General features: G+C 72.6%; 26 protein-coding genes and 1 riboswitch. Of the genes, 13 read left to right on the top strand and 13 right to left on the bottom strand.

Going from position 1 to position 25,399, the window contains the following annotated elements; translation table 11 throughout:
• Nucleotides 1-16: 16 nt before the first annotated feature.
• Nucleotides 17-1,012: a 2-hydroxyacid dehydrogenase gene (locus ACIGXJ_RS01800; protein ID WP_399640203.1), complete on the top strand. Its 996-nt coding sequence runs from the start codon at nt 17-19 to the stop codon at nt 1,010-1,012.
• Here ACIGXJ_RS01800 and ACIGXJ_RS01795 read toward each other — a convergent pair.
• A complete protein-coding gene (locus tag ACIGXJ_RS01795) occupies nt 964-2,844 on the bottom strand; it encodes an anthranilate synthase family protein (protein ID WP_399640201.1) in 1,881 nt (626 codons plus the stop codon). The genes ACIGXJ_RS01800 and ACIGXJ_RS01795 overlap by 49 nt on opposite strands.
• 104 nt (nt 2,845-2,948) lie before the next feature.
• Nucleotides 2,949-3,005: a trp operon leader peptide gene (locus ACIGXJ_RS01790; protein ID WP_399642122.1), complete on the bottom strand. Its 57-nt coding sequence runs from the start codon at nt 3,003-3,005 to the stop codon at nt 2,949-2,951.
• A gap of 96 nt (nt 3,006-3,101) precedes the next feature.
• On the opposite strand from ACIGXJ_RS01790, the gene ACIGXJ_RS01785 reads away from it, so the two are divergent.
• Together ACIGXJ_RS01785 and ACIGXJ_RS01780 are read left to right on the top strand one after the other, a co-directional pair.
• Nucleotides 3,102-4,454: a class II 3-deoxy-7-phosphoheptulonate synthase gene (locus tag ACIGXJ_RS01785; RefSeq protein ID WP_399640199.1), complete on the top strand. Its 1,353-nt coding sequence runs from the start codon at nt 3,102-3,104 to the stop codon at nt 4,452-4,454.
• Between the two features lie 153 nt (nt 4,455-4,607).
• Nucleotides 4,608-4,832, top strand: coding sequence for a bacterioferritin-associated ferredoxin (locus ACIGXJ_RS01780; protein WP_399640196.1), 225 nt, complete (start codon nt 4,608-4,610; stop codon nt 4,830-4,832).
• 24 nt (nt 4,833-4,856) lie between these two features.
• On the opposite strand, the gene bfr is transcribed toward ACIGXJ_RS01780, so the two are convergent.
• Nucleotides 4,857-5,333 carry a bacterioferritin gene (bfr, locus tag ACIGXJ_RS01775; RefSeq protein WP_399640194.1) on the bottom strand — a complete coding sequence of 159 codons (477 nt, stop codon included), beginning with the start codon at nt 5,331-5,333 and terminating at the stop codon, nt 4,857-4,859.
• A gap of 175 nt (nt 5,334-5,508) precedes the next feature.
• Here bfr and ACIGXJ_RS01770 point away from each other — a divergent pair, with 175 nt between their 5' ends.
• Nucleotides 5,509-6,141, top strand: coding sequence for a sulfite oxidase-like oxidoreductase (locus tag ACIGXJ_RS01770; protein WP_399640191.1), 633 nt, complete (start codon nt 5,509-5,511; stop codon nt 6,139-6,141).
• A gap of 31 nt (nt 6,142-6,172) precedes the next feature.
• Here ACIGXJ_RS01770 and ACIGXJ_RS01765 read toward each other — a convergent pair whose 3' ends face one another.
• From ACIGXJ_RS01765 to thiO, 6 genes are all read right to left on the bottom strand, one after another.
• Complete coding sequence (locus ACIGXJ_RS01765; RefSeq protein WP_399640188.1) at nt 6,173-6,799, bottom strand: DUF4396 domain-containing protein; 627 nt, start codon at nt 6,797-6,799, stop codon at nt 6,173-6,175.
• Between the two features lie 95 nt (nt 6,800-6,894).
• Nucleotides 6,895-7,779, bottom strand: a complete 885-nt coding sequence (locus ACIGXJ_RS01760) for a deoxyribonuclease IV (RefSeq protein ID WP_399640185.1) — start codon at nt 7,777-7,779, stop codon at nt 6,895-6,897.
• Between the two features lie 62 nt (nt 7,780-7,841).
• Nucleotides 7,842-9,755: a Stk1 family PASTA domain-containing Ser/Thr kinase gene (gene pknB, locus ACIGXJ_RS01755; protein ID WP_399640182.1), complete on the bottom strand. Its 1,914-nt coding sequence runs from the start codon at nt 9,753-9,755 to the stop codon at nt 7,842-7,844.
• Nucleotides 9,756-9,928: 173 nt separating this feature from the next.
• A complete protein-coding gene (locus ACIGXJ_RS01750) occupies nt 9,929-10,723 on the bottom strand; it encodes a thiazole synthase (protein ID WP_399640179.1) in 795 nt (264 codons plus the stop codon).
• Nucleotides 10,724-10,726: 3 nt separating this feature from the next.
• Nucleotides 10,727-10,939, bottom strand: a complete 213-nt coding sequence (gene thiS, locus ACIGXJ_RS01745; protein ID WP_399640176.1) for a sulfur carrier protein ThiS — start codon at nt 10,937-10,939, stop codon at nt 10,727-10,729.
• Entirely contained in the window at nt 10,936-12,093 is a 1,158-nt protein-coding gene (gene thiO, locus ACIGXJ_RS01740) for a glycine oxidase ThiO (protein ID WP_399640172.1), read from the bottom strand. The genes thiS and thiO overlap by 4 nt, the downstream gene beginning before the upstream one ends.
• Nucleotides 12,091-12,202, bottom strand: a riboswitch (TPP riboswitch). (Overlaps the previous gene by 3 nt.)
• Before the next feature lie 54 nt (nt 12,203-12,256).
• Between thiO and ACIGXJ_RS01735 the strand changes: the two genes are divergently transcribed.
• The 6 genes from ACIGXJ_RS01735 (at nt 12,257) to ACIGXJ_RS01710 (ending at nt 17,297) form a co-directional block, all read left to right on the top strand.
• Complete coding sequence (locus tag ACIGXJ_RS01735; RefSeq protein ID WP_399640169.1) at nt 12,257-12,628, top strand: hypothetical protein; 372 nt, start codon at nt 12,257-12,259, stop codon at nt 12,626-12,628.
• Between the two features lie 32 nt (nt 12,629-12,660).
• Nucleotides 12,661-13,911, top strand: coding sequence for an NAD(P)/FAD-dependent oxidoreductase (locus tag ACIGXJ_RS01730; protein ID WP_399640167.1), 1,251 nt, complete (start codon nt 12,661-12,663; stop codon nt 13,909-13,911).
• A 134-nt stretch (nt 13,912-14,045) separates the two neighbouring features.
• Complete coding sequence (locus ACIGXJ_RS01725) at nt 14,046-14,411, top strand: Rv2175c family DNA-binding protein (protein ID WP_399640164.1); 366 nt, start codon at nt 14,046-14,048, stop codon at nt 14,409-14,411.
• Between the two features lie 77 nt (nt 14,412-14,488).
• The gene (gene thiE / locus ACIGXJ_RS01720; RefSeq protein WP_399640161.1) at nt 14,489-15,136 is read left to right on the top strand and encodes a thiamine phosphate synthase; all 648 of its coding nucleotides are present in this window, start codon (nt 14,489-14,491) and stop codon (nt 15,134-15,136) included.
• A 227-nt stretch (nt 15,137-15,363) separates the two neighbouring features.
• On the top strand, nt 15,364-16,287 hold the full coding sequence (metF, locus tag ACIGXJ_RS01715) for a methylenetetrahydrofolate reductase [NAD(P)H] (protein WP_399640157.1): 924 nt from the start codon (nt 15,364-15,366) through the stop codon (nt 16,285-16,287).
• 56 nt (nt 16,288-16,343) lie between these two features.
• On the top strand, nt 16,344-17,297 hold the full coding sequence (locus ACIGXJ_RS01710) for a hypothetical protein (RefSeq protein ID WP_399640154.1): 954 nt from the start codon (nt 16,344-16,346) through the stop codon (nt 17,295-17,297).
• A 10-nt stretch (nt 17,298-17,307) separates the two neighbouring features.
• Here the strand turns inward: ACIGXJ_RS01710 and ACIGXJ_RS01705 are convergent, their stop codons facing one another.
• The 4 genes from ACIGXJ_RS01705 to ACIGXJ_RS01690 form a co-directional block, all read right to left on the bottom strand.
• A complete protein-coding gene (locus tag ACIGXJ_RS01705) occupies nt 17,308-18,816 on the bottom strand; it encodes a phytoene desaturase family protein (RefSeq protein WP_399640151.1) in 1,509 nt (502 codons plus the stop codon).
• Between the two features lie 431 nt (nt 18,817-19,247).
• Entirely contained in the window at nt 19,248-19,877 is a 630-nt protein-coding gene (locus ACIGXJ_RS01700; RefSeq protein ID WP_399640148.1) for a TetR/AcrR family transcriptional regulator, read from the bottom strand.
• A gap of 23 nt (nt 19,878-19,900) precedes the next feature.
• Nucleotides 19,901-22,033 carry a YhgE/Pip family protein gene (locus ACIGXJ_RS01695; RefSeq protein ID WP_399640145.1) on the bottom strand — a complete coding sequence of 711 codons (2,133 nt, stop codon included), beginning with the start codon at nt 22,031-22,033 and terminating at the stop codon, nt 19,901-19,903.
• Nucleotides 22,005-22,946, bottom strand: coding sequence for an ATP-binding cassette domain-containing protein (locus tag ACIGXJ_RS01690; protein ID WP_399640142.1), 942 nt, complete (start codon nt 22,944-22,946; stop codon nt 22,005-22,007). The genes ACIGXJ_RS01695 and ACIGXJ_RS01690 overlap by 29 nt, the downstream gene beginning before the upstream one ends.
• A gap of 201 nt (nt 22,947-23,147) precedes the next feature.
• Between ACIGXJ_RS01690 and ACIGXJ_RS01685 the strand changes: the two genes are divergently transcribed.
• The 3 genes from ACIGXJ_RS01685 (at nt 23,148) to ACIGXJ_RS01675 (ending at nt 25,356) form a co-directional block, all read left to right on the top strand.
• Nucleotides 23,148-23,726, top strand: coding sequence for an SAV_6107 family HEPN domain-containing protein (locus tag ACIGXJ_RS01685; protein ID WP_399640139.1), 579 nt, complete (start codon nt 23,148-23,150; stop codon nt 23,724-23,726).
• A gap of 191 nt (nt 23,727-23,917) precedes the next feature.
• Nucleotides 23,918-24,688, top strand: a complete 771-nt coding sequence (locus ACIGXJ_RS01680; RefSeq protein WP_399640137.1) for a class I SAM-dependent methyltransferase — start codon at nt 23,918-23,920, stop codon at nt 24,686-24,688.
• A 278-nt stretch (nt 24,689-24,966) separates the two neighbouring features.
• Complete coding sequence (locus tag ACIGXJ_RS01675; RefSeq protein ID WP_399640134.1) at nt 24,967-25,356, top strand: DUF3040 domain-containing protein; 390 nt, start codon at nt 24,967-24,969, stop codon at nt 25,354-25,356.
• Nucleotides 25,357-25,399 lie beyond the last annotated feature (43 nt).

The following is a 25,399-nucleotide window of genomic DNA, read 5'->3' as shown; positions in this document are numbered from 1 at the left end:
GACCGGGAGGAACCCCTTGGAGATCTTGGCGCTGGGCGTGCAGGCGGACGAGAAACCCCTCCTGGAACGCGCCTTCACCGGCCACCACGCGCTCCGCTGCCTGGACGTCTTCCTGACGGAGGACACCGCCCCCATCGCCGCCGGCTACGAGGTGATCTCCACCAGCGTCAACGCCGACCTCGGCCCGCGCGTCCTCGAGACCCTCGCCGCAGGCGGCACGCGGATGGTCGCCCAGCGCTCCACCGGCTTCAACAACATCGACCTCGCGACGGCCGAGAGCCTGGGCCTGACCATCGCCAGGGTTTCGTACTACTCCCCGTACGCGGTGGCCGAGTTCGCCTGGACCCTCGCCATGGCCGTGAACCGCCGTATCGTCCGGGCCTCCACCCGGACCCGTGACTTCGACTTCCGCCTCGACGGCCTGATGGGCCGCGACATGCACGGCCGCACCGCCGGAGTCCTCGGCACCGGCAAGATCGGCACGGCCTTCGCCAGGATCGCGCACGGCTTCGGCATGCGTCTGCTCGGCTGGGACGTCGCCGAGAACCCGGCCTGCACCCAGCTCGGCATGCGCTACGTCTCCAAGGAGCAGCTGCTCGCCGAGTCCGACCTGGTCACCCTGCACGTGCCGCTGATGCCGGAGACCCGGCACCTCGTCGACGCGGCCGCACTGAAGGGGATGAAGGACGACGCGATCCTGGTCAACTCCAGCCGCGGCGGCCTCGTCGACACCGCCGCGCTGGTCACCGAGCTGCGCGCCGGCAGGTTCACGGGGGTCGGGCTGGACGTGTACGAGGCCGAGGCGGGCCTGTTCTTCCTCGACAAGTCCCTCTCGGCCGTCGAGGACGACACGCTGGCCCGCCTCGTCACGTTCCCGAACGTGCTGGTCACGTCCCACCAGGCGTACTACACCGTGGAGGCCGTCGGCCAGATCGTCGACGCCACGGTGAAGAACGTCCTCGACTACACGGCCGGCCGCCGCTCGGAGAACGTGCTGGTGCCGCGCAGCTGACCGACCAGCTCCCGCACGATCGCGGCGCCGTTCAGCGTGAGCACCGACTCGGGGTGGAACTGCACCCCCGCGAACCCGGGCCCGCGCAGCGCGTGCACCTCGCCCGACGTGCTGCGGCTGACCTCGACGCCGTGCGCGGCCAGCTCCTCGGCCGTCTCGGCGTCGCAGGCCGCCACGAAGCTGTTGTAGAAGCCGACGGTCTCCGGCCGCCCGAACAGGTCGACCGTCGTCTGCGCACCCTGGTAGGGCACGTCCTTCCGTACGATGTCCAGCCCCAGCTCCGCCGCGATCAGCTCGTGCCCCAGGCAGACCCCGAGGACGCCGTGCCGGTGCTCCCGGACGACCCGGGCGGTCAGCTCGCGCAGGAACCGCATCTTCGGGTCGGCCAGGTCCGACGGGTCGCCCGGACCCGGCCCGAGCACGAGCGGCCCCTCGTGCGCGAGCACCGCCTCACGCAGCCCCGGCTCGTCGTAGCGCCGCACGCTCACCTCCAGGCCGGCGGAGCGCAGCACATGGGCGAGCATCGCGGTGAAGGTGTCCTCCCCGTCGACCACCAGGGCGTGCCCCGCCAGCTCCGCCGAACGCTCCTGCATCCGCAGCCAGAACGGGGCGAGCCCGGCCCGGCGCCCGTCCAGCGCGGCCCGCACCCGCGGATCGTCGGCCAGCCGCGGCCGTACGGACCGCGCGCGCGGCCGTCCCGGACGTACGCCCAGGGCGGCCAGCACACCGGCCGCCTTCGCATGGGTCTCGGCGACCTCGCTCGCCGGGTCCGAGCCGCGCACGAGCGTGGCGCCGACGGGGACGCGCAGCCGGCCGTCGGCGGCGATGTCGGCCGTGCGGATGAGGATGGGGGAGTCCAGGGTCTGGGCCCCGCCGGAATCCCGGCCGAGCAGCGCGAGCGCGCCGGCGTAGTAGCCGCGGCCGCCGACCTCGTGGCGCTCGATCACCCGGCAGGCGTTCTGCACGGGCGAGCCGGTCACGGTCGCCGCGAACATGGTCTCCTTCAGCACCTCCCGCGCGTCCAGCGTGGACCTGCCGCGCAGCTCGTACTCGGTGTGCGCGAGGTGGGCCATCTCCTTCAGCCGGGGTCCGACCACGACCCCGCCCATGTCGCCGACCGTGCACATCATCTTGAGCTCCTCGTCGACGACCATCGACAGCTCCTCGATCTCCTTGCCGTCGGCGAGGAAGTCCAGCAGATGCTCCGGCGTCGGCCCCTCGTCCGGGTAGCGGTAGGTGCCGCTGATCGGGTTCATCACGACCGTGCCGCCGCTCATCCGCACATGCACCTCCGGGCTCGCGCCCACCAGCGTGCGGTCCCCGGTGTGCACGACGAACGTCCAGTACGCGCCCCGCTCGCCCTCCAGCAGCCGCCGGAACAGGGCCAGCGCGTCCGCCCGGCCGAAGCCCGGGACCACACCCTCGTACGTCCGCCGGATGACGAAGTTCGCGCCCTCGCCGCTGCCGATCTCCTCGCGCAGCACCCGCCCGACGATCCCGGCGTACTCCTCGTCCGCCACGTCGAAGCCGCCGCCCTCGACCCGCACGTCGTGCCCGGGGAGCCGGTCGAGGACCTCCGCCAGGGGCAGGGCGTGGGTCTCCTCGGGGACGAGTGCCGTCAGCGGCGTGCCGTCGTCGCGGACGTCGAAGCCCCGCTCGCGGATCTGCCGGAAGGGGATCAGGGCCAGGCCCTCGTCGGGCAGGTCGGCGAGACGGTCGTACGACGCCACCGGGCCGATCAGCAGCTCGACCGTGTCGTGGTCGTGGCCGGGGGTGCGGCGCCGGAGCAGGGCGAAGGGACGGGGATCGTGTAGGAGCTGCGCCAGGTCCATGGGTTCCTCTTCCGTCGAGTAAGTCGATGTCGGTGAGGAACGACCCCGGGAAACGCCGAAGGCCGCCCCTCGGGCGGCCTTCGCGAAGTCTTGCGTACGCGCAGTCAGTGGGCCGCCGGATGAGCGGGCCACCACCAGTTCTGGGTCGAGTGCGCGAACATGCCAGGCACCCTACCCCATGTCCGAGGCGTGTACCCCGTGTCTCAATTGCTGGGCATGGGGTAGGACGCCCGACACGACCCCGTAATGTTGAGGTCGTGACCGTGAACGCTAAGACCAGCGCGAGCGCTGGCAACACCTGGCGAAACCTGCCCGCGGCGCAGCAGCCCGAGTACCCCGACGCCGAGGCTCTGCGCGCAGCGATCGCGGACCTCGAGTCGTATCCGCCGCTCGTCTTCGCGGGCGAGTGCGACCAGCTGCGCGCCCGGATGGCGGCCGTCGCCAAGGGAGAGGCGTTCCTCCTCCAGGGCGGCGACTGCGCCGAGGCATTCGACGCGGTGTCCGCCGACCAGATCCGCAACAAGCTGAAGACGCTGCTGCAGATGGGCGCCGTCCTCACCTACGCGGCCTCCGTGCCCGTGGTGAAGGTCGGGCGCATCGCCGGCCAGTACTCCAAGCCGCGCTCCAAGCCGACCGAGACCCGTGACGGCGTCACCCTCCCGGTGTACCGGGGCGACTCCGTGAACGGCTTCGACTTCACCGAGGCCTCCCGCATCCCGGACCCGGAGCGGCTGAAGCGGATGTACCACGCGTCCGCCTCCACGCTGAACCTGGTGCGCGCCTTCACCACCGGCGGCTACGCCGACCTGCGCCAGGTGCACGCCTGGAACCAGGACTTCGTGAAGTCGTCCCCCTCCGGGCAGCGCTACGAGCAGCTCGCCCGCGAGATCGACCAGGCGCTGAACTTCATGCACGCCTGCGGGGCCGACCCGGAGGAGTTCAAGACCGTCGAGTTCTACTCCTCGCACGAGGCGCTGCTGCTCGACTACGAGTCGGCGCTCACCCGTGTCGACTCGCGCACGGGTCAGCTGTACGACGTCTCCGCGCACATGGTGTGGATCGGTGAGCGCACCCGGCAGCTGGACCACGCGCACATCGAGTTCGCCTCGAAGATCCGCAACCCGATCGGCATCAAGCTCGGCCCGACGACGACGGCCGAGGAGGCGCTGCAGTACATCGACCGCCTCGACCCGGACCGGGAGCCGGGCCGGCTGACCTTCATCGTCCGCATGGGCGCCGACAAGGTCCGCGACAAGCTCCCCGAGCTGATCGAGAAGGTCACGGCCTCCGGGGCCACGGTCGCCTGGGTGACCGACCCGATGCACGGCAACACCTTCGAGGCCGCCTCGGGCCACAAGACCCGACGCTTCGACGACGTGCTCGACGAGGTCAAGGGCTTCTTCGAGGTCCACAAGGCGCTCGGTACCCACCCGGGCGGCATCCACGTGGAGCTGACCGGCGACGACGTCACCGAGTGCGTGGGCGGCGGCGACGAGATCTTCGTCGACGACCTGCACCAGCGCTACGAGACGGCCTGCGACCCGCGGCTGAACCGCAGCCAGTCCCTCGACCTGGCGTTCCTCGTGGCGGAGATGTACAGGGACCAGTGACGGCTCTGCCCGGCACAGCGGCATGAGTGGGGCGCGGATCACATACGATCCGCGCCCCACTTCTCTTTTGCGGTTCCCGAGGGATGGGTAAGGTTAGGTTTGCCTCACCGATCAAGGGGAGGGCACTTTCGATCCCGGCGGGAGGTGAACCGCGTGTACGTCTGCTCCTGCTTCGGCGTCACCGAGCAGCAGGTCAAGCAGCACGCGGAGAACGGCGCCTGCACACCGCGCCAGATAGCCTCCGCCTGCAAGGCCGGCACCGACTGCGGTTCCTGCGTCCGCCGTATCCAGGCCCTCCTCGGCCGGGGCGCCTGCCCCCGCCGCGAGCTCGCCGACCAGGGCCGGCCGGTCCTCGCCGGGCTGGAGGAAGCCGCTTAGGTCCCGCTCCCGGCCCCTGCCGGATCAGCTGGGCTGCTCGATCTGCTGCGCGATGTAGAGCGCCTCGCCGATCTTGTCGATCAGCTCCAGCTGGGTGTCCAGGTAGTCGATGTGGTGCTCCTCGTCCTCGAGGATCGACTCGAAGAGGTTGGCCGACGTGATGTCGCCCTTGGAGCGCATCACCTCCACACCCCGCTTGAGGCGGTCGATCGCCTCCACCTCGATCTGCCGGTCGGCCTGGAACATCTCCGTGATCGTCTGGCCGACCCGCACATGGAACAGGCGCTGGTAGTTCGGCAGACCGTCCAGCATCAGGATGCGCTCGGTGATCTTGTCCGCGTGCTTCATCTCGTCGATGGACTCTTCACGCGTGTACTTGGCGAGCTTGGTCCAGCCCTTGTTGTCCTGGATCCGGTAGTGCAGCCAGTACTGGTTGATCGCCGTCAGCTCGCCGGTCAGCTGCTCGTTGAGGAATTCGAGGACCTCGGGGTCGCCCTGCATCGCAGAGGCTCCTTCCGCACGGGGGAACTGGCAGATAGCGCCGCATGATTGCACCGGCCGAGGAAGATCGTCCAGTAAGTGCGTACTTAGTAAGTAAGTGCATGCTTAGCGTCAGTTGTCCGAATACGGACCCACGTGGTCGGGTGCACCGTGCCGGGTCTGTCAGGATGGAGCCATGGGTCATCCGGTGGAGCGCGAATGGGGAGAAGCAGCACCGACCGAGCTCCCGCCGGGGCAGCGACTGCAGCGGGGCTGGCCGGTCACGCACTACGGGCCCGTGCCCAAGTTCCGCCCCGAGCGGTGGGAGTTCAGGGTCTTCGGGGCCACCGCCGACGGTGAGAAGCACTGCTGGAGCCACGAGGAGTTCACGGCCCTGCCGTACACCACCGTCGTGGCCGACCTGCACTGCGTGACGAAGTTCAGCATGCTCGGCGCGGAATGGGGCGGCATCCCCGCCCGGACCGTCCTGGAGATCGCCCCGCCCGCCGACGACGTCACCCATGTGATGGTGTGGGCGGAGTACGGGTTCAGCTCGAATCTGCGCCTCTCCGACTTCGCCTCCGAGCGCACCCTCTTCGCCACCCACAAGGACGGCGAACTGCTCACCGCCGAGCACGGCTTCCCGCTGCGCCTGATCGTCCCCCACCTGTACGCCTGGAAGGGCCCGAAGTGGGTGCGGGGCGTGGAGTACATGACCGCCGACCGCCGCGGCTTCTGGGAGGAGCGCGGCTACCACAACATCGGTGACCCCTGGAAGGAACAGCGCTACTCCTACCAGGAAGAGCCCGGGGAAGGCCCCGAGCTCTGAGTCCTGATCCCGTCCGCCGCTCCCGCCGGGGTCAGTGGTGGTACTGGTGCACCACCGCGTGGCCCTTGCCGCGGCCGATCATCCACTTGTTGACCGGAGTGGTGAGGATGAAGGCGGCCACGAGGGCGATGGCCAGCACCCACCAGAACTTCGCGTCGTCGAGGTGGGCGTCCATCGCGCCCGGCCACAGGGCGATCACGCCGTTGTCGATCAGCTCCATCACGGCGATCGAGAGGGTGTCGGCGGCCAGCGCGACCCGGATCGCGGCCTTGAGGTCGAGGCCCGCCTTGAGGACACCGCGCAGGGTGAGCGAGTAGCCGAAGAAGAAGGCCAGCACGATCGCCAGGATCATCGTGGGCATGTTGCCCCAGCCCAGCGCGGTGCCGATGATCATGCCGAGCACCTCGCCGATGGCGCAGCCGGTGAGGCAGTGCAGGGTGGCCTGCGCGGCCATCGCCCAGCTGGCGCCGCCGCCGGTGTGATGGGCGTGCCCCTGATGAGCGGTGTGGCCGGCGTGGTGACCCTCGTGGTGGCCTTCGTGGGCCGCGTGGCCCTCGTGCTGGTGGAGCTCGCCGTGGTGGCCCGCGTGCCCCTCGTGCGCCCCGTGACCTTCGTGATTGTCGTGCCGCGTGTGCGCCGCGTGTGCGTCGTGCTGCATCTCTGCCCCCAAAGCCGGACAACGGTTCCTGCGCGCTCTACAGGAACCGTATACCCCCCGGGGGTATTCCCGCCAGGGCTTTGTGGAGAGTGGATCTATCCGTCCCGGAGTTTCTTCAGCCGCTCCACGTCTCCCGCGTGCCCCTCTTTGCCGCCGGGAGTCTCGATGATCAACGGTACGCCCGCCGTCGCCGGGTGGGTCATGAGTTCCCGGAACGGGTCCTCCCCGATGTGACCGGCGCCGATGTTCGCGTGCCGGTCCTTGTGCGCGCCGGCCACGTCCTGGGAGTCGTTGGCGTGGATCAGCTTCAGCCGGCCCTCGCCGACGGTGTCCACCAGCAGGTCCAGCGTCCGGTGCGTGCCGCTCGGCCCGGTCAGATCGTGACCTGCGGCGAAGATGTGGCAGGTGTCCAGGCACACACCCAGCTTCGGATGGGCGTCCAGCGCCTCGAAGTACGGCCCGAAGTCCCAGGTCCGCGAGCACAGCGAGGAGCCCTGCCCGGCGGTCGACTCCAGCAGCAGGTACGGGTCGTCGTCATGGGTCAGCTCGTCCAGCAGCGGCAGCATGTGCTCCCGCACCTGCTTCAGCGCCACCGCCCGGTCCCGGCCGCCGGTCGCGCTGCCGGTGTGCACGACCACGCCGAGCGCGCCGATCTCCCGGCCCCGCCTGAGCGAGTGCCGCAGCGACTCCACCGACCTCTCGACGGTCGCCTCGGTGTGGGACCCGAAGTTGATCAGGTACGGCGCGTGCACGTACGCCGGGATCGACTCGGCCGCGCACGCCGCCCGGAACGCCTCGTCCTCGCGCGGGTTCCCGGCCGGGGTCGCCCACCCGCGCGGGTTGGCCACGAAGACCTGCACGGTCTCGGCCTTCAGATCACGGGCGTACGTCAGTCCTACGCGGCTCAGGCCCCCGGCGACGGGCACATGGCTGCCGACGGGGTTGCGGGACGGGCCGGGGAGGGGGTGTTCGACACTCACCCGTTCAGGGTGTCATGCCGTACGTCGTGCCCTGCCCGCCGGTGCCCGCCCCCTCCCGCCGCTCAGCGGATCTCGATGGTGATCGTCGAGCCCTTGGGGGCGGTCTCGCCGCCCTCCACGGACTGGCTCTTCACGGTGTCGCCGAAGAGACCGAGGAGACCGCGGTCCTCGTCGACCTCGAAGCCGGCGTCCTCCAGCTTGTCCCGGGCGTCGTCCACGCTGTCGCCGACCACGTCCGGCACCTCGACCATCACCGGGCCCTTGGACAGGGTCAGCGTCACCGTGTCGCCCTCGGCGGCCTCGCCGCCGGAGTCCGGCGACTGCAGGGCGACCTTGCCCTTGTCGATGTCGGAGTTGATCTGCGCCGACGCGACCTCGACCTTCAGGCCCGCCTCCAGCAGCTCCGCGCGGGCGTCCGCGAGGTCGTCCCCGACGACGTCCGGGATGTCCACCGGGCTGCCCTTGCTGACCACCAGGGCCACGGCGGAGCCCGCGCGGCGCTCCACACCGCCCTCCGGATCGGTGCGCAGCACCGCGCCCCTGGGCACCTCGTCGCTGAACTCGCGCGTGACCATGCCCGGCTCCAGGCCCTCGTCCTTCAGGGCCCGTCTCGCCTCGTCCAGCGGCTCGCCCCGCAGCGCCGGCACCCGCACGACCTCCGGGCCCCGGGAGATGGTGAGGGTCACCGAGTCGTTGGCCCGGATGCGGGCGCCCGGCTCCGGGTCGGTGCCCATCACCAGGCCGCGCTTGACGGTGTCGCTGTACGCCCGCTCGACCCCGCCGACCTCCAGACCGGCGTCGGACAGCCGGTCGCGGGCCTGCTCCTCGGTCTTCTCCAGCACCAGCGGCACCTTGGTGAACTGGCCGGAGTTGATGTACCAGACGCCCGCACCGACGCCGAGCACCAGCAGCACGGCCGCCACGATCGACAGCACCCCCCGCCGCGGCAGCGACCGGCGGCGCGGCGGCAGCGGAGGCGGGGAGGCCAGCCGGCTGGTGTGCCGGTCCTCGTCGTCGTTCACCGGCAGCGGCCGGGGCACGGTCAGCGAGCGCGGGATCACGCTCGTCCGGTCCTCCGCGTTGTCGTGCTCCGCCGCGATCGCCCGCGGCGGCACCGCGTCCAGCTCCGCCTCGGACAGCCCGGCGCGCGCCTCGCGGACCTGGGCGAGCAGCGCCACGGCGTCGTACGGCCGGATCTCCGGGGTGCGCGCGGTCGCCGAGGCGACCAGTTCGTCCAGCGCGTACGCCAGGCCCGGCACCGAGGCCGAGGGCGGCGGGACGTCGTCGTGGACGTGCTTGTAGAGGATCTGCGCGGGGGAGTCCCCGAAGTGCGGCTTGCCGCCGGTGAGCATCTCGAACAGCATCACCCCGCACGCGTACACGTCGACGCGCGGGTCGGCGGCGCCCCGCTCGATCTGCTCGGGGGCGAGATAGGCGGCCGTGCCGAGGACCGAGCCGGAGGTGCTGGTCACCGTGTCCACCGAGCGCACCAGCCCGAAGTCGGCGACCTTCACCCGGCCGTCGTCCCCTATGAGGACGTTCTCCGGCTTCATGTCGCGGTGCACGAACCCGGCCCGGTGGGCGGCGCCCAGCGCGGCCAGCACCGGCTCCAGGATGTCCAGCGCGGCCCGCGGCTGCAGCGCCCCGCGCTCGCGCAGCACGTCCCGCAGGGTGCAGCCGGCGATGTACTCCATCGCCAGATACACGTACGACCCGTCCGCGCCCTGGTCGAAGACCTGCACCACGTTCGGGTGCGCGAGGCGGGCCACGGACTTCGCCTCGCGGATGAACCGCTCGACGAAGGCCCCGTCGACGGCCAGCGCCTGGTGCATCACCTTCAGCGCGAGCACGCGGTCCAGACGGGTGTCCACGGCCCGGTAGACCGTGGCCATCCCGCCGACCGCGATCCGCGCCTCGACGCGATAACGCCCGTCGAGCACCTGCCCGACCAGAGGGTCCTGAAGGGTCGTGTCCACGCAGGTGAGTGTACGAGCCGGGACCGACAGCCCTGCCTCTTCCGACCGGATCGGGCAGGGACTGCAGCCGACCTGTGACGCACCCGACGACCGGACGGTCCGCCACCGTCGTGGCCACCGCCGTGGGCGGTCGGCCGGGGCGGGCGGCAACCCCCGCGCCGGCGAGCGGACCCTCAGAAGGCCGGCCGCTCCGGGTCCAGCCGTGCCAGCCCGTCCACCGGGGACGACGCCTCGGCAAAGTGCCGCTTCGGGATCCGCCCGGCCCGGAAGGCCAGCCGGCCCGCCTCCACGGCGCTCCTCATCGCGGAGGCCATCAGCACCGGCTCCTGCGCCCGCGTCACCGCCGAGGCGAGCATCACACCGGCGCAGCCCAGCTCCATCGCGAGCGCCGCGTCGGACGCCGTACCGGCACCCGCGTCCAGGATCACCGGCACCCGCGCCTGCTCGCAGATCAGCTGGAAGTTGTGCGGGTTGCGGATGCCGAGGCCCGAGCCGATCGGCGACCCCAGCGGCATGACCGCCGCGCAGCCCGCGTCCTCCAGCTTCCGGGCGAGGACGGGGTCGTCGTTGGTGTACGGCAGGACGGTGAAGCCGTCCTCCACCAGCGTCTCGGCCGCGTCCAGCAGCTCGATCGGGTCCGGCAGCAGGGTGCGCTCGTCGGCGATGACCTCCAGCTTGACCAGGTCGGTGCCGAGCGCCTCGCGGGCCAGCCGGGCCGTCAGCACGGCCTCCCCGGCGGTGAAACAGCCGGCCGTGTTGGGCAGGACGCGGATGCCGAGCCTGTCCAGCACGGACAGCACCGAGCCGTGCACCGAGGGGTCGACGCGCCGCATGGCGACGGTCGTCAGCTCCGTCCCGGACGCCACCAGCGCCCGCTCCAGCACCTCCAGGCTGGGCGCGCCCCCGGTCCCCATGATCAGCCGGGAGCTGAACGTCGTACCCCCGAGGACGAACGGATCGTCGGCCATGGGTCAGCCTCCCTGTACGGCGGTGAGGACTTCGACGCGGTCGCCCTCGGCGAGCGCGGTGGAGGACCACTGCGTGCGCGGCACGACGGTCTCGTTGAGCGCGGCGGCCACTCCGGAGGGCGCCGCGGTGAGGGAGCGCACGAGCGTGTCGAGAGCCGTCCCCGGCTCGATCTGCCGACGCTCGCCGTTGACCGAGATGGTGACCGAGAGGTTCATACGGGCTGCTCCGTGAGTGCGGTGGTGAAGCGCCGGGGCGTGAAGGGGCGGGCCTCGTCGGGCAGTTCACCGGTGGTCAGGACGTGGGCCATGGCGTCGCCGGTGACCGGCGTCAGCAGCACGCCGTTGCGGTAGTGGCCGGTGGCCAGCAGCAGGCCGTCCAGCTCGGTCGGGCCGAGCAGCGGCGCGTTGTCGGGTGAGCCGGGGCGCAGACCCGCGCGGGTCTCCGTCAGCGGCAGTTCGGTGATGCCGGGGACCAGTTCGTGGGCGTCGCGCAGCAGCTCGTACACGCCGCCCGCGGTCACCGTGGTGTCCCAGCCGAGTTCCTCGCTGGTGGCCCCGACGACCAGCTCGCCGTTCTCCCGCGGCACCAGATAGACCTGGCTGCCGCGCACCACCGCGCGGACGGTGCGGTGCAGGAAGGGCGCGTACCGCCCCGGCACGGTCAGCCGCAGCACCTGCCCCTTCACCGGCCTGACCGGCGGCAGTACGTCGTCCGGGACACCGGCGAGCCGCCCGCTGAGGCTGCCCGCCGCGAGGACCACCTGCCCGGCCCCCAGCAGCGCGCCCGCGCGCGTGACGACACCCGCGGCCCGCTCCCGTACGACGGTGAGCTGTTCGGCCCAGTCGCGGTGGAACACCACGCCCGCCTGCGCGCAGGCCGCCACCAGGGCCGCCGCGAGGCGCCGCGGGTCGATCTGGTGGTCGCCGTCCACCCGCAGCCCGCCGCGCACGCCCGGCGCCAGCATCGGCTCCAGGCGCCGGCACTCACGTCCGGACAGCCACTGCGAGTCCAGGCCCGACTGCTGCTGGAGCGCGTGCAGTTCGCGCAGGTGCGCGCGGTCGTCGGCGTCCAGCGCGACGGCGAGGGTGCCGCACTGCCGGTAGCCGAGGTCGTGCCCGGTGAGGCCGGTCAGCTCGGCGGCGAACTCCGGGTAGCGGCGCGCCGAGGCGAGGTTCAGGCCGAGCAGGGTCTGCTCGCCGTAGTGCAGTTCGGTGACGGCGGCCAGCATCCCGGCCGCCACCTGCGCGGCCCCGCCGCCCGGTTCCGGGTCCACGACAGCCGTGGCGAGACCGCGTTGCGCGGCCCGCCACGCCGTCACCAGACCGATGATGCCGCCCCCGACCACGAGGACGTCTGACGTACGCGACATGGGCGTCCAGCCCCTCCCTTCGCCGGCATGACCCGGATCAGGTTCGTACGGTCGGAGGCCGCCAGCCTCCCTCTCAGCCCGGTGCGTCCGGGCTCCCGCGAGTGCTTTACGTTTGCCCCACCCTAACCGCAGCCGCCACACCCTCGTAAGGGAGCCTTCAGCCGTGCCCCGTTCGCTCGACGGTCTCGTCCTCGCCCCGGTCGCCGACCAAGCCCCAGGTCAGGTGGGCACCCGCACCCGGTTCACGTACCACGAGAAGGACGGCGGGATCTGGGCCGAGTACGCGGGCGGCGATGTGGTGCGCGGCCGGCTGGTGGGAACCCGGGACGGAGACCGGCTGGACTTTCGGTATGTCCAGCTGCGGCTCGACGGCACGACGGCCTCCGGGCACTGCGTGTCACGGGTCGTGGAGCTGCCCGACGGGCGGCTCCGCCTGGAGGAGACCTGGGAGTGGGAGTCGCGGCCGGGCAGCGGGACCAGCGTGGTGGAGGAGGTCACGGACGTGGTGGGGGAGGTCACGGGACACGGCCGGTGACTGACGGATTGTCAGTTGTCTATGGTGATCAGGTGAGCGAGCAGACGCAGGAACGGGAAGCGCCGGGAGCGACCGTGCCGCGGCGTGTCGTCGTCGTGGGCGCGGGCATGGCCGGCGTGCAGACCGCGGTCGCCCTGCGCGAACAGGGCTTCACGGGCACCGTGACCCTGATCGGCGCCGAACCCCACCAGCCCTACGACCGGCCCCCGCTGTCCAAGGCCGTGCTGCTCGGCACCGCCGAGGGCTCCGCCTTCGACGTCGACTTCGAGGCGCTCGACATCGAGCTGCACCTCGGCCGCGAGGCCCTCGGCCTGCGCCCGGCCGACCATGAGCTGGACACCGAGCACGGCCCGGTGCCCTACGACGTCCTGGTCCTGGCCACCGGCGCCGAACCGGTGCATCTGGCCGGCGCCGAGGGCGTGCCCGGCGTGCATCTGCTGCGCACCCTGGACGACGCCGAGCGGCTGCGGCCCGTCCTGGCCCGCCAGCACGACATCGTGGTCGTCGGAGCCGGCTGGATCGGCGCCGAGTTCGCCACCGCCGCGCGCGAGGCGGGCTGCGCGGTGACCGTCGTGGAGGCCGCCGACCGGCCGCTCGCCGGGGCGCTGCCCGCCGAGGTCGCCGCCCCGATGGCCTCCTGGTACGCCGACGCCGGCGCCGATCTGCGCACCCACACGCGTGTGGCCCGCGTCGAGCCCGGCGAGGTCGTCCTCGACGACGGCACCCGGCTGCCCGCCGGCGCGGTCGTCGTCGGCATCGGCGCCCGCCCCGCCACCGCCTGGCTCACCGGCTCCGGCGTCGAGCTGGGCGCCCACGGCGAGGTCGTCGCCGACGCCCACCTGCACACCTCCGCCCCCGACGTCCACGCGGTCGGCGACTGCGCCTCCTTCCCCTCCGGCCGCTACGGCGAGCGACTGCTGGTCCACCACTGGGACAACGCCCTGCAGGGCCCGCGCACGGTCGCCGCCAACATCATCGGCGCCTCGACGGACGAGCCGCCGTCCGTCTACGACCCGGTGCCCTACTTCTGGTCCGAGCAGTTCGGCCGGTTCGTGCAGTACGCAGGCCACCACACCTCCGCCGACACGCTGCTGTGGCGCGGCGACCCGTCGGGTCCGGCCTGGTCGGTGTGCTGGCTGCGCGAGGGCCGCCTGGTGGCCCTGCTGGCGGTCGGCCGCCCGAGGGACCTGGCGCAGGGCAGGAAGCTGATCGAGTCGGGCGCCCGGATGGATCCGGACCTCCTGGCGGACCCGGCCCGCCCTCTGAAGGCGGCCGCGCTGTAGGGGGCGCGGAGCTGTCCCGATGTGCGGCTGCGCCGCGCGGGCGATCGGCCCGAAGGGCCCGGCAGACGTGATCACGCCCCCACCCGGGTGGCCTCGACTTCCGACTGTCAGTGCTGGATGGCAGGCTTGTCCCTGTGACCGAGATTGACGCAAAGATCGATGCTCTCGTCCCCGCCTGGCTCACCCTCCCCGACATCGCAGAAATGCTCGGTGTCGAGGTGACCCGCGTGCGGCAGCTGGTCAAGGAGGGCCAGCTCATCGCCGTACGCCGTGGTGAGAACCGCGCACTGCACGTCCCCGCCGCCTTCATCGACGGGGACAAGGTCGTCAAGGGCCTCACCGGCACCCTGACGCTCCTGCGGGACGACGGCTTCACCGACGAAGAGATGCTGGAGTGGCTCTTCACCCCCGACGACAGCCTGCCCGGCACCCCCGCGCAGGCGCTCAGCGAGAATCGCGGCACGGAGGTGAAGCGCCGCGCCCAGGCGCTCGCCGTCTGACCTGATCAGCACTCTGGAGGCACAGGGCCGGGGTACGTCCCCGGCCCGTGCGCCACCGACACCACGGGGGGACACGTATGCCCGCGACCGCACGCGCCCAGCTCGCCGACGCCCGGCTCTACCTCTGCACGGACGCCCGCAAGCGCCAGGGCGACCTGCCCGAGTTCCTGGACGCGGTCCTCGCCTCCGGCGTCGACATCGTGCAGCTGCGCGACAAGGGCATGGAGGCCGGCGAGGAGCTGGAGCACCTGAAGGTCTTCGCCGACGCCTGCGCCCGGCACGGCAAGCTCCTCGCGGTGAACGACCGCGCGGACGTCGCGCACGCCGCCGGGGCCGATGTCCTGCACCTCGGCCAGGGCGACCTGCCGGTGCCCGCGGCCCGCGCCATCCTCGGCGAGGACGTCCTGATCGGCCGCTCCACGCACGCCGAGGAGGAGGCCGCGGCGGCAGCGGTCCAGGAGGGCGTGGACTACTTCTGCACCGGCCCCTGCTGGCCCACCCCCACCAAGCCCGGCCGGTACGCACCCGGCCTGGACCTGGTGCGGTACACCGCCGCGCTCGGCACCGACCGGCCCTGGTTCGCCATCGGCGGCATCGACCTCGGCAACCTCGACGAGGTGCTGGAGGCGGGCGCCCGCCGGGTGGTGGTCGTACGGGCCGTCACCGAGGCCGACGACCCGGGAGCCGCCGCGGCCGAGCTCGCCAAGCGCCTGCGGTCCGCGTAGGACCGCGTGAGGCTCGCGTACGACCGTCCGGAGCCGTGTGGGTCCGCGGTGCGGGGGCTGGTGCGGCCGAGCGGCGAGACGCGTTCGGCCGCATGGCGAGACACTCATCCGCTCCAATCGGCTCATTTCGGGCACCCGCTGTCCACCCTTTGGACAGTAGCCGGGCAAATCGGGCAAATTTCCGTCATTCGGTTGGGGGACCGCCGACCCCTGGATAACCTGCGGGTATGGCCCTAGGAACCGCATCCACCAGGACTGATCGCGCACGCACCGTGCGTGACATCCTCGCCACCGGCAAGACGACGTACTCCTTCGAGTTCTCGGCGCCGAAGACCCCCAAGGGCGAGAAGAACCTGTGGAGCGCGCTCCGCCGGGTCGAGGCGGTCTCCCCGGACTTCGTCTCCGTCACCTACGGCGCCGGCGGCTCCACCCGCGCGGGCACCGTCAAGGAGACCCAGCAGATCGTCGTGGACACGACCCTCACACCGGTCGCCCACCTCACCGCCGTCAACCACTCCATCGCCGAACTGCGCAACATCATCGGCCAGTACGCCGACGCCGGCATCCGCAACATGCTCGCCGTGCGCGGCGACCCGCCCGGCGACCCCATGGGCGACTGGGTGCCCCACCCCAAGGGCCTGACCTACGCCGCCGAGCTCGTCCGGCTCATCAAGGAGTCGGGCGACTTCTGCGTCGGTGTCGCGGCCTTCCCCGAGATGCACCCGCGCTCCACCGACTGGGACACCGATGTCGAGCACTTCGTCGACAAGTGCCGGGCCGGCGCCGACTACGCCATCACGCAGATGTTCTTCCAGCCCGAGTCCTATCTGCGGCTGCGCGACCGGGTGGCGGCGGCCGGCTGCGACACCCCGGTGATCCCGGAGGTCATGCCCGTCACCAGTGTCCGGATGCTGGAACGGCTGCCCGCGCTCAGCAACGCCCACATCCCGTCCGAGCTGAAAGAGCGCATCCTCACAGCACAAGACGATCCCGCCGCTGTACGCTCCATCGGTATCGAGTTCGCCACCGAGTTCTGTGCGCGGCTGCTGGCCGAGGGAGTCCCCGGACTGCACTTCATCACGCTCAACAACTCCACGGCGACGCTGGAAATCTACGAGAACCTGGGCCTGCACCACCCCCCGCAGGCCTAGACCTGCCGCACCGGTATACGACACACTGCGTAGCGGTCACTGGGAGAGGGGCGTACATGGGCTGGGCGGTCCTCTACATCGCGTTCGGCGTCGTCGCACTGTGGCTGCTGGGCGAGGTGCTGCTGCAGTACAAGGCACGGCTGCGCTGGCGGCTGCTCGCCTTCGCGGGCTTCCTGGGCGTCGTCGCCGGTGTGCTGATCTCCTCGGTCGTCGTCATCGGCCTGGGCGCCTGTGCCTTCGCGGTCGGCCAGGTCTACGTCACGATGTCCTTCCGCCGCGGCTTCGCGGCGGGCTGGGCGGTCAAGCGGCCGGACGCCGGCGGAGGCGGTTCGCGCCGCGCCCGCGGTGAGCGCCGCGACCCCACCCTGGAGGTCTCCGGCCTGGAGGCGGCCGACGCGAGCGCCGACGACCACGGCACGGACGGTTACGACCGCCCCGGCTCCGCCTACGGCCAAGACGACGACTACGACCGCGACGACGTCTTCACCCCGGCCCGCGCCCACGACCCCGCCGCCGAGACCACCGCCGTCTACGAGCCCCAGCCCCTCCCCGAGGACACCGGCTCCTACGGCGTGTACGGCGACACCGGCGGCCACCCCCAGGCACCGCAGCCCCAGGACCAGTACGCGGCCACCGCCCAGAGCCCCGACCCGGCCTACGGCTACGACGCCTACTCCGGCTACGGCCAGCAGGGCTACGGCTACGACACCGGCGGCCAGCAGCAGTACGCCGCCTACTCCGACCCGTACATCGGCACCCAGACCTACGACGGAGCGTCCTACGACACCGGCTACGGCGGCCAGCAGCAGTTCGGCCAGCAGGCCTACGGTCAGGACCAGTACGGCACCGACGGCTACGGCCAGACCCCGGCCGGCGGTGTCTGGGTGCCGCAGCAGCGCACCGACGAGCAGTACGGAGAGTTTCCGCAGGAGCAGCCGTACCCGTACCAGGGCGACGGCCACGGCCAGGCCCAGGGCACCGGGTACGACGAGCAGCAGTACCGCTACTGAGCCGGGCTGCTCACTGCGAGCCCCGGAAGTCCGGCCCCTCCACGATCAGACCGGCCACCAGGGCGCCGGACATGCCCGCGTGGGGCAGGCCGCCGCCGGGGTGGGACCAGCCGCCGACGCGGTAGAGGCCGGGCAGCCGGGTGGCGTTCGCCGGGTGCAGGAAGCGGCCCTCGCCGGCGGCGAGCGCGGGTGCGGGCACGGAACCGGACCCTGTCTCCGCCGCCGTGTGCGCCGGGGTGCGCACCTCATGCCACAGCACCCGCTCCCGCAGCCCGGGTATCGCGGGTCCGGCCGCTTCGAGGAGCAGGCCCGCGTACTGCCGCAGCCTTTCCTCCTGCTCCCACCCGGCGTCGGCCGGGACGACCGCGGAGACCACCACGGCCTCGTGCCCGTCGTCCGGGACGAGGGCGGGGTCGTCGGGACGCAGCACGGTCACCGTGGGGCGCGGCGGCTCGTCGCCACCGGGGGACGCGAGGAAGTCCAGCTCTCTCTCGCGGTCCGGCGTGTGAACGACCGTGCGGTGCGCCACGCCCGGCTCGCGCCCGCCCACCAGGGCCAGCAGGAGGGTGAACCGGCCCGACGCGGCCGAGGCGGCGGGGCCGGGGCGCACATCGCCGTCCGCGTCCAGCGGATGCCCCGTCAGGGCGCGCAGCCGCGCCGGGTCGACGTCCGCCACGACATGGTCCGCCTCGGCGACGCTGCCGTCGGCCAGCTCCACCCCGGCCGCCCGGCCGTCCTTCTCCACGATGCCCGTGACCTCGGCGCCGAAGACGAACTCGACCCTGCGCCGCACACACCGCTCGTACACCGCGCGGGCCAGCTCCCGCAGGCCACCGCGCACGTACCAGGTGCCGAAGGCGTGCTCCATGTACGGCAGCACGGCCGCGCTCGCCGGAGCGGTCCGGGGATCGAGTCCGTAGGCGAGGACCTGGGTCTCCAGGAGGTCGGCCAGGCGCTCGTCGCGCAGCTCCCAGGCGCCGATCTCGCGCAGCGTGCCCGCGCGGCGGGTGCGCAGCAGCCTCTTGTGCGGGACGGACGGGTACGGCTCACGCTCCGCCAGCACCTCCCAGTCGGGCCACAGCGGCTCCTCCAGCAGAGGCCGGCGCGTGCGGTCCCAGGCCTCGCGGGCCCGCACCAGGAAGTCGCCCCAGCGGGCGCCCGTACCCGCGCCGAGAGCCTCGTCGAGCGCGGCGACCACGCCCGCGCGGGACGCGTTCGGCAGGGGCACGGTGGTGCCGTCCGGGAAGACATGGCAGGACGACGGGTCGATCTGGACCAGCTCGACGCAGGACTCCAGGGGCTCCTTGCCGGTCTTGATGAACAGGTCGCGCCACACGGCGGGCAGGGGCAGCAGACCCGGCCCGGTGTCGAAGCGGAAGCCGTCCCGCTCGAAGCGGCGCACCGCTCCGCCGTAGGTGTCCGTCCGCTCGTACACCGCCACCCGGTGGCCCGCGACGGCCAGCCGGGCGGCGGCCGCCATCGCGCCCATCCCGGCGCCGATCACCGCAATCCGTGCCATGCCTGCGACTTTATCGGCCACCGCTGACAATCCGGCCTCGGGGCCGTCCCGCACCGGGGGCGGGCACCCAGGCGTGAGTACCCGTACCTAGGCGCCGAGATGAGTACGCGCACGGATGGGGCACGCCCCGTCCGGACGGGAGAGTGGAGGCACGGAAAAGGGCAGGGCGCCGGCACCGCCGACACGGGGCGGCGGAACGGCGCCGCCCTGGACCGCTCCTTCCGCCGGCCCGGTCGGCGGGAGCGAGGCCCGGAGGAACCCGGGGGACGACCGGACGGGGGCCCGACGGGGGAGACACGGGGGAGACACGGGGGAACGGGGGGAAACACGGGGGAACGGGGGAGCACGGGGGGAGCGCCGGTTCAGGTCTGGCCCGCGGGGGACGCGGCCAGCCCGGACCGGCGCTTTCCTGTGTGTACGGCGGTGCCCGGTCAGCCCCGCCCGCTGACCCGCCCCTGGAGCAGCCGGGACAGCGCCGCGTGCACGTCGTCCAGGGAGCGCTCCGGCTGGAACGCCTGCCAGTCCAGGGCGGCCACCAGCACCATGCCGACGAGTGCGGCGGCCGTCAGCGGGATGTCGATCTCCTCGCTCAGCTCGCCGTTCGCCACGCCCTGGCGCAGCACGCCCTCGACGACGGCCACGGCCTGCTGCCGGACCACCATCAGCGTGGACTGCCAGGCCCGGTTGGTGCGCCACAGCTCGGCGACGTACAGCTGGGTGAAGGCCGGATAGCGGTCGATGAAGACCAGGCCCGCGCGGATCATCGCGTCCAGGGCGTCCACCGCGCCGCCGCCCTCCCGCGCGGTGTGCTCCGCGGCCTGACGCAGCGAGGCGGTGAGGAGCCCCACACCGTGCCTCAGCAGCTCCTCGAAGAGCACGGACTTGCTCGCGAAGTTGTAGTAGACGGTGCCCTTCGCGACCCCGGCCCGCTCGGCGATCTCGTCCACGGTGGTGGCGGAGAAGCCCTGCTCGGCGATCAGGGTGACGGCCGCCTCGTAGAGCTTCTGCCGGGTGGCCTCGCGGCGGGTGCGGGCGCCCGACGCGGCGCTGCTGCTTTCCATGGTCATGATTGTCCCGCGTCCGCTCACAGGCTCAGCTCCGGATGCAGCCGGTCCAGCGTCCACACCTGCCTGCGCCGAGCCGACAGGGCGGTCAGCGCGAGCGCCCCCAGCGTGAAGGCCGCCAGCACGGCACACGCCTGCCACACCGGGCCGAGCCCGCCGCCGGTGACGAGGCGCCGCAGCGCCTGGACGACGTAGCTCATGGGCAGGTACGGGTGGATCGCGTTGAAGAAGCCCGGGCTGGTCTGCACCGGGTAGGTGCCCCCCGCCGAGGTCAGCTGGAGCATCAGCACGGCGAGGACCAGGATGCGGCCGGCCGCGCCGAAGCGGGCGTTGAGCCACTGCACGATCGCCGCGAAGCAGGCCGCGACCAGGCACAGGAACGCCACCGTCCCGGCCGCCCGCACCGGCTGCAGGCCGACCCCCCAGCGCAGCACCGCCATCAGGGCGGCCGTCTGCAGCACCCCGATCGCGACGACCGGCAGCCAGCCCGCCAGCGCGATCCGCCACGCCGAGGCGCCCGCCGCCAGGGCCCGCCGGTTGAGCGGCGTGATCAGCATGTAGGCGACCATCGCGCCGACCCACAGCGACAGCGGGATGAAGTAGGGCGCGAATCCGGTGCCGTAGTTGGGCGCCTTGTGCAGAGCCTGGTCGGCGAGCTGCACGGGGTCGGCCATCACGGCGGTACGCGCGTGGCGCTCGTCCTCGTCGTAGTCGGGGATGCGCGCGGCGCCGTCGTGCAGGCCGTCCGCGAGCTTCCCCGACCCGTCGACCAGCTTGAACAGGCCGCCGTTGAGGTCGGTCGCGCCCGACTTCAGCTTGCCGACGCCCTCGTCCAGGTCCACCGCGCCGGTGCTGGCGGTGCCGAGCCCGGAGTGCAGCTTCTTGGCGCCTGCGGCGACCTTGGCGGCACCCGCGTTCAGCTTGTTGACCTTGCTGACGGCGTCGTCCAGGTCCTCCGACAGGTGCGGGGCCCGGTCGGCGAGCGCCTGCGCCTGCTTCTGCAGGGTCGCCAGGTGCCGGTCGAGCTCCTTCAGCGTGCCGTCCTGGTCGGCGGCCAGGGTCTCCAGATCCCCGGCGACCGCGGTGACCTCGGCGGCCGCCTCCTTCGCCAGCTTCAGATCCGGACAGGCCGGATCCGGCCCGGCCGTGGGCAGGACGTCGTCGAGGGGGCCGGAGGGGGAGGGCGCGGCCGTGGGGCTCTCGCAGCGCGCGTGGTAGACGCCGGCCAGCCGGTCGGAGGCGTCCCGGGCGTCCCGCGCGGCGGCGGGCGCGCGCTCCACCATGTCGTCCAGGTTGTCCCGTACGGCCCCCGCGGCGTCCGCGACGAACTGGGCCGTCTCCCCGATGGTCTTCTCGTTCTTCCTCAGGAAGGGGCCCACCTCGTCCGCGAAGCCGTTCACCTTGTCGGCCAGCGCCCGGGTGCCGTCGGCGACCTTCGCGGAGCCGTCCTCCAGGTCGCCCGCGCCCGTGTCGAGCTTCTTGACGCCCTTGGACAGCGAACCGCTGCCGCTCTTGGCCTCCTTCAGGCCGTCGGCGAGTGCCTTGGAGCCCTTCTCCGCCTTCCCGATGCCGCCCTTGAGCCGGTCGGCGCCGCCCGCGGCCTTCTCGGTCGCGCCGTGGATGTCGGAGAACGAGATGAAGATCTTGTCCAGGAACGACCGCGAGGTCTTCGTGGACGCCGCCGTGCGCACCTCGCTGAACACCGTCCGGGAGATCTGCCCGACGATGTAGTTGTTCGCGTCGTTGGTGTGCACCTGGAGGGCGCCGGTCTCCGGGGAGTCGCCCGCACTGGAGGCGACGCGCTCGCTGAAGTCGGCCGGCATGGTCAGCGACAGGTAGTACCTGCCGTTCTCCACGCCCGCGCGTGCCTCCTCGGCGCTCACCTCCTTCCAGTCGAAGACCTCGCTCTCGCGCAGCCCCTCGGTGATGTCGTCACCCGCGCGGATCTTCTTTCCGTCCGCGACCGCGCCCTTGTCGTCGTTCACCAACGCCACCGGGATGCGGTCGAGGCGGCCGTACGGGTCCCAGAACGACCACAGGTACAGCGCGCCGTAGAGCAGCGGCAGCAGCAGAAGCGCGACGAGCGCCGCGCGCGGCAGCTTGCCGCGGCCGAAGCGCCGCAGCTCAAGAGCGGCCAGTTTCGGCGAGCGCATCGGCCGCCTCCTTCGCGTCGTCGGGGCGGTCGTGGCCGTCGTGGCCGTCGTGGCCGTCGTCGTGGGCCTTCGCGTCTGCCCTCGCCTCGCTCGCCGTATCGGCCTTCGCGTCGGTCTTCGCGTCCGAGGTGACCCCGTCGTCGGTGGCCGTGTCCGCCGGGGCGCCCCCCGGAGCCGTCCCGGTGGACACGACCACCGCCCCCTCGGGGGCCTCGCTGCACACGGCCAGCACGGTCGTGCCGGACGCGGCCAGCGAGCCGAGCAGCGACCACACCTCGGCCCGCTCGGCGTCCGACAGCTTCAGGTCGGTGTCGTCGACGCCCAGCAGCCGCGGCCGGCCGAGCAGCGCCAGGGCGAGCGACAGGCGCAGCGCCTCCAGCCGTTCCAGATCGCGTACGGCGGTGCGGGAGCCCTTGGGCAGGGCCGCGAGGTCGAGCCCGGCGCGGGCCAGCGCCCTGTCGATGCTCAGCTTCCGCTCGGTGACGCGCTCCCGGCGCGGCCGCAGCAGGGCCCGTACGGAACCGGTGAAGCGGCGCTGCAGCAGCGCCCGCTCGTGCAGGTGCTCGCCGACGGTCAGCGCGGGGTCCAGGTCGGTGACCCCGGGGACGTGCGCGAGGGCGCTGATCCGGCGCACGGCCGCCATCCGCTTCGGCAGGTCCAGGCCGCCGACGGCGGCGGTGCCCTCCGTGGGCTTCATCCGGCCCGTCAGCGCGAGCAGCAGACAGGTGCGGCCCGAGCCGGACGGTCCCTGGACCGCGATCAGCGCACCGGGCGGCGCGTCGACGCCGACCCCGCGGAACGCCCATCCGCGGGGGCCTCGGAGGCCGAAGTCCCGGGCGACGACGGCGAGCCCCGTGCCGCCGCCCGCGTCCGACGTCCCGCCTCCCGTGGTGGCCGCCTTCGCTTCCCCCATGCCCTTCCCCTCGCCGCGCCCGGTTGCCGTGCGCCCCGGGCCGCCGTTTTTGAACTGACTGGTCAGTTTAAAAACTAGCCCGAACCTTCGATCAAAGCAAAAGCCCAGGTCAGAACGGATTGTCAGTGGCATACCTCACGATGGGGACATACGGCAGCCCGTATGCGGATGTGCCGTCACACAGACGACAGGAGGTTCGTCATGGCCAGCTACCCCGCAGCCGCCGCCCGTCGGCGCCGCGCCACCGGCCCTGCCCCCTCACTGACCGGCCCGGCGAGCGACGTGCACCCCGTGCTGCGCCGGTCCTCGGCCCCGCCCGCCGCCCTCGACCTGCTCGCCCAGGCCCGCGCCGGACTCGACGAGGCAGCCGTCCTGGAGACCCCGAACGAGCAGTACGCCACCGCGCACCTCGCCGCGCTGCGCACCGCCGCCGCCGTGCTCGCCGCCCGCGGCAGGCCCGAACCCACCCCCAGGCGCCGGGCCCGCATCCGGAGCGCCTGGGAAGTGCTCCCCGAGATCGCGCCCGAGCTCACCGAGTGGAGTGCCCTCTTCGCCTCGGGGGCCCGCCGCCGCGCCCGGGCCGAGGCGGGCATCCAGGGTGCGGCCAGCCGCCGCGACGCCGACGACCTGATACGCGACGTGGCCATGTTCATCCGCCTCGTCGAGCGCATGCTGCTCCTCCAGCCGGTGCTGCCCCAGCCCCGCGCGGACGCGGACCCGCCCGCCGCCGCGCCCGAGCCGCCGGGCCCGGCCCGCCGGGACATGCCGGACGCGGGGTGAGGGGGCGAGCGCCCATGCGCGAGGGCGGACGCACCTGAAACGGGCCGCGGACCGCGATGACCTGCCACGGCGTCCGAGGCAATAGGGTGGAGGCGCCTGATGTTCTCCCTCCCCGTCACCCCGGGGGCGCCGGGAGGACGACCGTTCGCCCCGCCGCGCAGAGGCGGTGCCACGCCGAGGAGTCAACTGCCGTGTCGGACCCGATGCGCCCCCGCGCTTCTCTCCGTACCGCCGTGGTCTGGGAGGTCCTGCGGGACGCCCTGGACCGCCGGGTCAAGGCCACGGGCCGGGAGTCGCTGGACGTCCTCGACACCGGGGGCGGCAGCGGCAACTTCGCGGTGCCCGCGGCACGCCTCGGCCATCGCGTCACCGTCGTCGACCCCAGCCCCAACGCCCTCTTCGCGCTGGAGCGCCGCGCCGCCGAGGCCGGCGTGGCCGACCGGGTGAAGGGCGTACAGGGCGACGCGCACGGCCTGTTCGACGTGGTCGAGCGGGGCGGCTACGACGTCGTGCTGTGCCACGGCGTGCTGGAGTACGTCGACGACCCGGCCGAGGGCGTCCGCAACGCGGTCGCGGCCCTGCGCTCCGAAGGCGTCCTCAGCGTGCTCGCGGCCGGAGTCGGCGGTGCCGTCCTGGCCCGCGCGCTCGCCGGTCACTTCAAGGAGGCCAAGCAGGCCCTTCAGAACCCGGACGGCCGCTGGGGCGAGGGCGACCCCATGCCGCGCCGGTTCACCGCCGAGCAGCTCACCGACCTCGTCACGGGCGCGGGCCTCACCATCGGGGCCGTGCACGGCGTGCGGGTCTTCGCCGACCTCGTGCCCGGCGTCCTCGTGGACACCGAGCCCGGCGCGCTGGAGGCGCTGCTGAAGCTGGAGGAGGCCGCGGCCGAGCTTCCGGCCTTCCACGCCGTGGCCACCCAGCTCCATGTGCTCGGTGAGACCGCAGGGGCCCACGAGGCCTGAGCGGCCGCCTGTGACACCGCGCTGATCAGCGGGGCGGCCCGCGCATGGAGTCCGCCACAGGCCACCCGATCGGGCGGTTCCCGCCGTATGATCGAGGGAGACCGCTCCGGCATGACGGGTCGGCCGCCGGGGAATGGAAGCCTCAGCGAGCCGGTACGCCCATGGCGGGACCGGTTGGCCAATTGGCGCAGAGGGGCGGGTTTCACGGGGGCGATTCCCTGCCTATCCTGAAGGGACCCCCCGGGTCGCCCCGGCGACTGCACGATGAGGAGGACTCCGTGCCGCTCTCGGAGCACGAGCAGCGCATGCTCGAGCAGATGGAGCGAGCGCTGTACGCCGAAGATCCCAAGTTCGCGACAGCGCTTGAGGGAAGCGGGCTGCGTACGTACACCCGGCGACGGGTCTACCAGGCGGTCGCGGGCTTCCTCGTAGGTATCGCGCTCCTCATGACCGGAATGGTCCTTCAGCAGGTATGGCTGAGCGTGGTGGGCTTCCTCGTCATGCTCGGCTGTGCGGTACTCGCGGTGACCGGCTGGCGCAAGGCCCCGAGGCCCGGCGAACAGCACGCGGCCGGCCCGCAGGGCCGTCGGCAGGGTCATCAGCGGCGTTCCATGATGGACCGCATCGAGCAGCGCTGGCAGCGGCGCCGTGACGAACAGGGCCACTGAGCCGCACCCTCGCTCCTCACACCGCATACACAGACACGCGTGA

The organism is Streptomyces sp. NPDC053367 (assembly GCF_044545925.1).
GTDB lineage: Bacteria > Actinomycetota > Actinomycetes > Streptomycetales > Streptomycetaceae > Streptomyces.
This window is presented reverse-complemented; position numbering and strand designations above follow the sequence as displayed.

Bases quoted from the DNA above. Each gene is read 5' to 3' on its own strand.
- ACIGXJ_RS01795 (WP_399640201.1), bottom strand. From the start codon at position 2,844: ATGGACCTGGCGCAGCTCCTACACGATCCCCGTCCCTTCGCCCTGCTC.
- bfr (WP_399640194.1), bottom strand. From the start codon at position 5,333: ATGCAGGGCGACCCCGAGGTCCTCGAATTCCTCAACGAGCAGCTGACC.
- ACIGXJ_RS01770 (WP_399640191.1), top strand. From the start codon at position 5,509: ATGGGTCATCCGGTGGAGCGCGAATGGGGAGAAGCAGCACCGACCGAG.
- ACIGXJ_RS01765 (WP_399640188.1), bottom strand. From the start codon at position 6,799: ATGCAGCACGACGCACACGCGGCGCACACGCGGCACGACAATCACGAA.
- ACIGXJ_RS01750 (WP_399640179.1), bottom strand. From the start codon at position 10,723: ATGGCCGACGATCCGTTCGTCCTCGGGGGTACGACGTTCAGCTCCCGG.
- thiS (WP_399640176.1), bottom strand. From the start codon at position 10,939: ATGAACCTCTCGGTCACCATCTCGGTCAACGGCGAGCGTCGGCAGATC.
- thiO (WP_399640172.1), bottom strand. From the start codon at position 12,093: ATGTCGCGTACGTCAGACGTCCTCGTGGTCGGGGGCGGCATCATCGGT.
- thiE (WP_399640161.1), top strand. From the start codon at position 14,489: ATGCCCGCGACCGCACGCGCCCAGCTCGCCGACGCCCGGCTCTACCTC.
- metF (WP_399640157.1), top strand. From the start codon at position 15,364: ATGGCCCTAGGAACCGCATCCACCAGGACTGATCGCGCACGCACCGTG.
- ACIGXJ_RS01710 (WP_399640154.1), top strand. From the start codon at position 16,344: ATGGGCTGGGCGGTCCTCTACATCGCGTTCGGCGTCGTCGCACTGTGG.
- ACIGXJ_RS01705 (WP_399640151.1), bottom strand. From the start codon at position 18,816: ATGGCACGGATTGCGGTGATCGGCGCCGGGATGGGCGCGATGGCGGCC.
- ACIGXJ_RS01700 (WP_399640148.1), bottom strand. From the start codon at position 19,877: ATGGAAAGCAGCAGCGCCGCGTCGGGCGCCCGCACCCGCCGCGAGGCC.
- ACIGXJ_RS01695 (WP_399640145.1), bottom strand. From the start codon at position 22,033: ATGCGCTCGCCGAAACTGGCCGCTCTTGAGCTGCGGCGCTTCGGCCGC.
- ACIGXJ_RS01690 (WP_399640142.1), bottom strand. From the start codon at position 22,946: ATGGGGGAAGCGAAGGCGGCCACCACGGGAGGCGGGACGTCGGACGCG.
- ACIGXJ_RS01685 (WP_399640139.1), top strand. From the start codon at position 23,148: ATGGCCAGCTACCCCGCAGCCGCCGCCCGTCGGCGCCGCGCCACCGGC.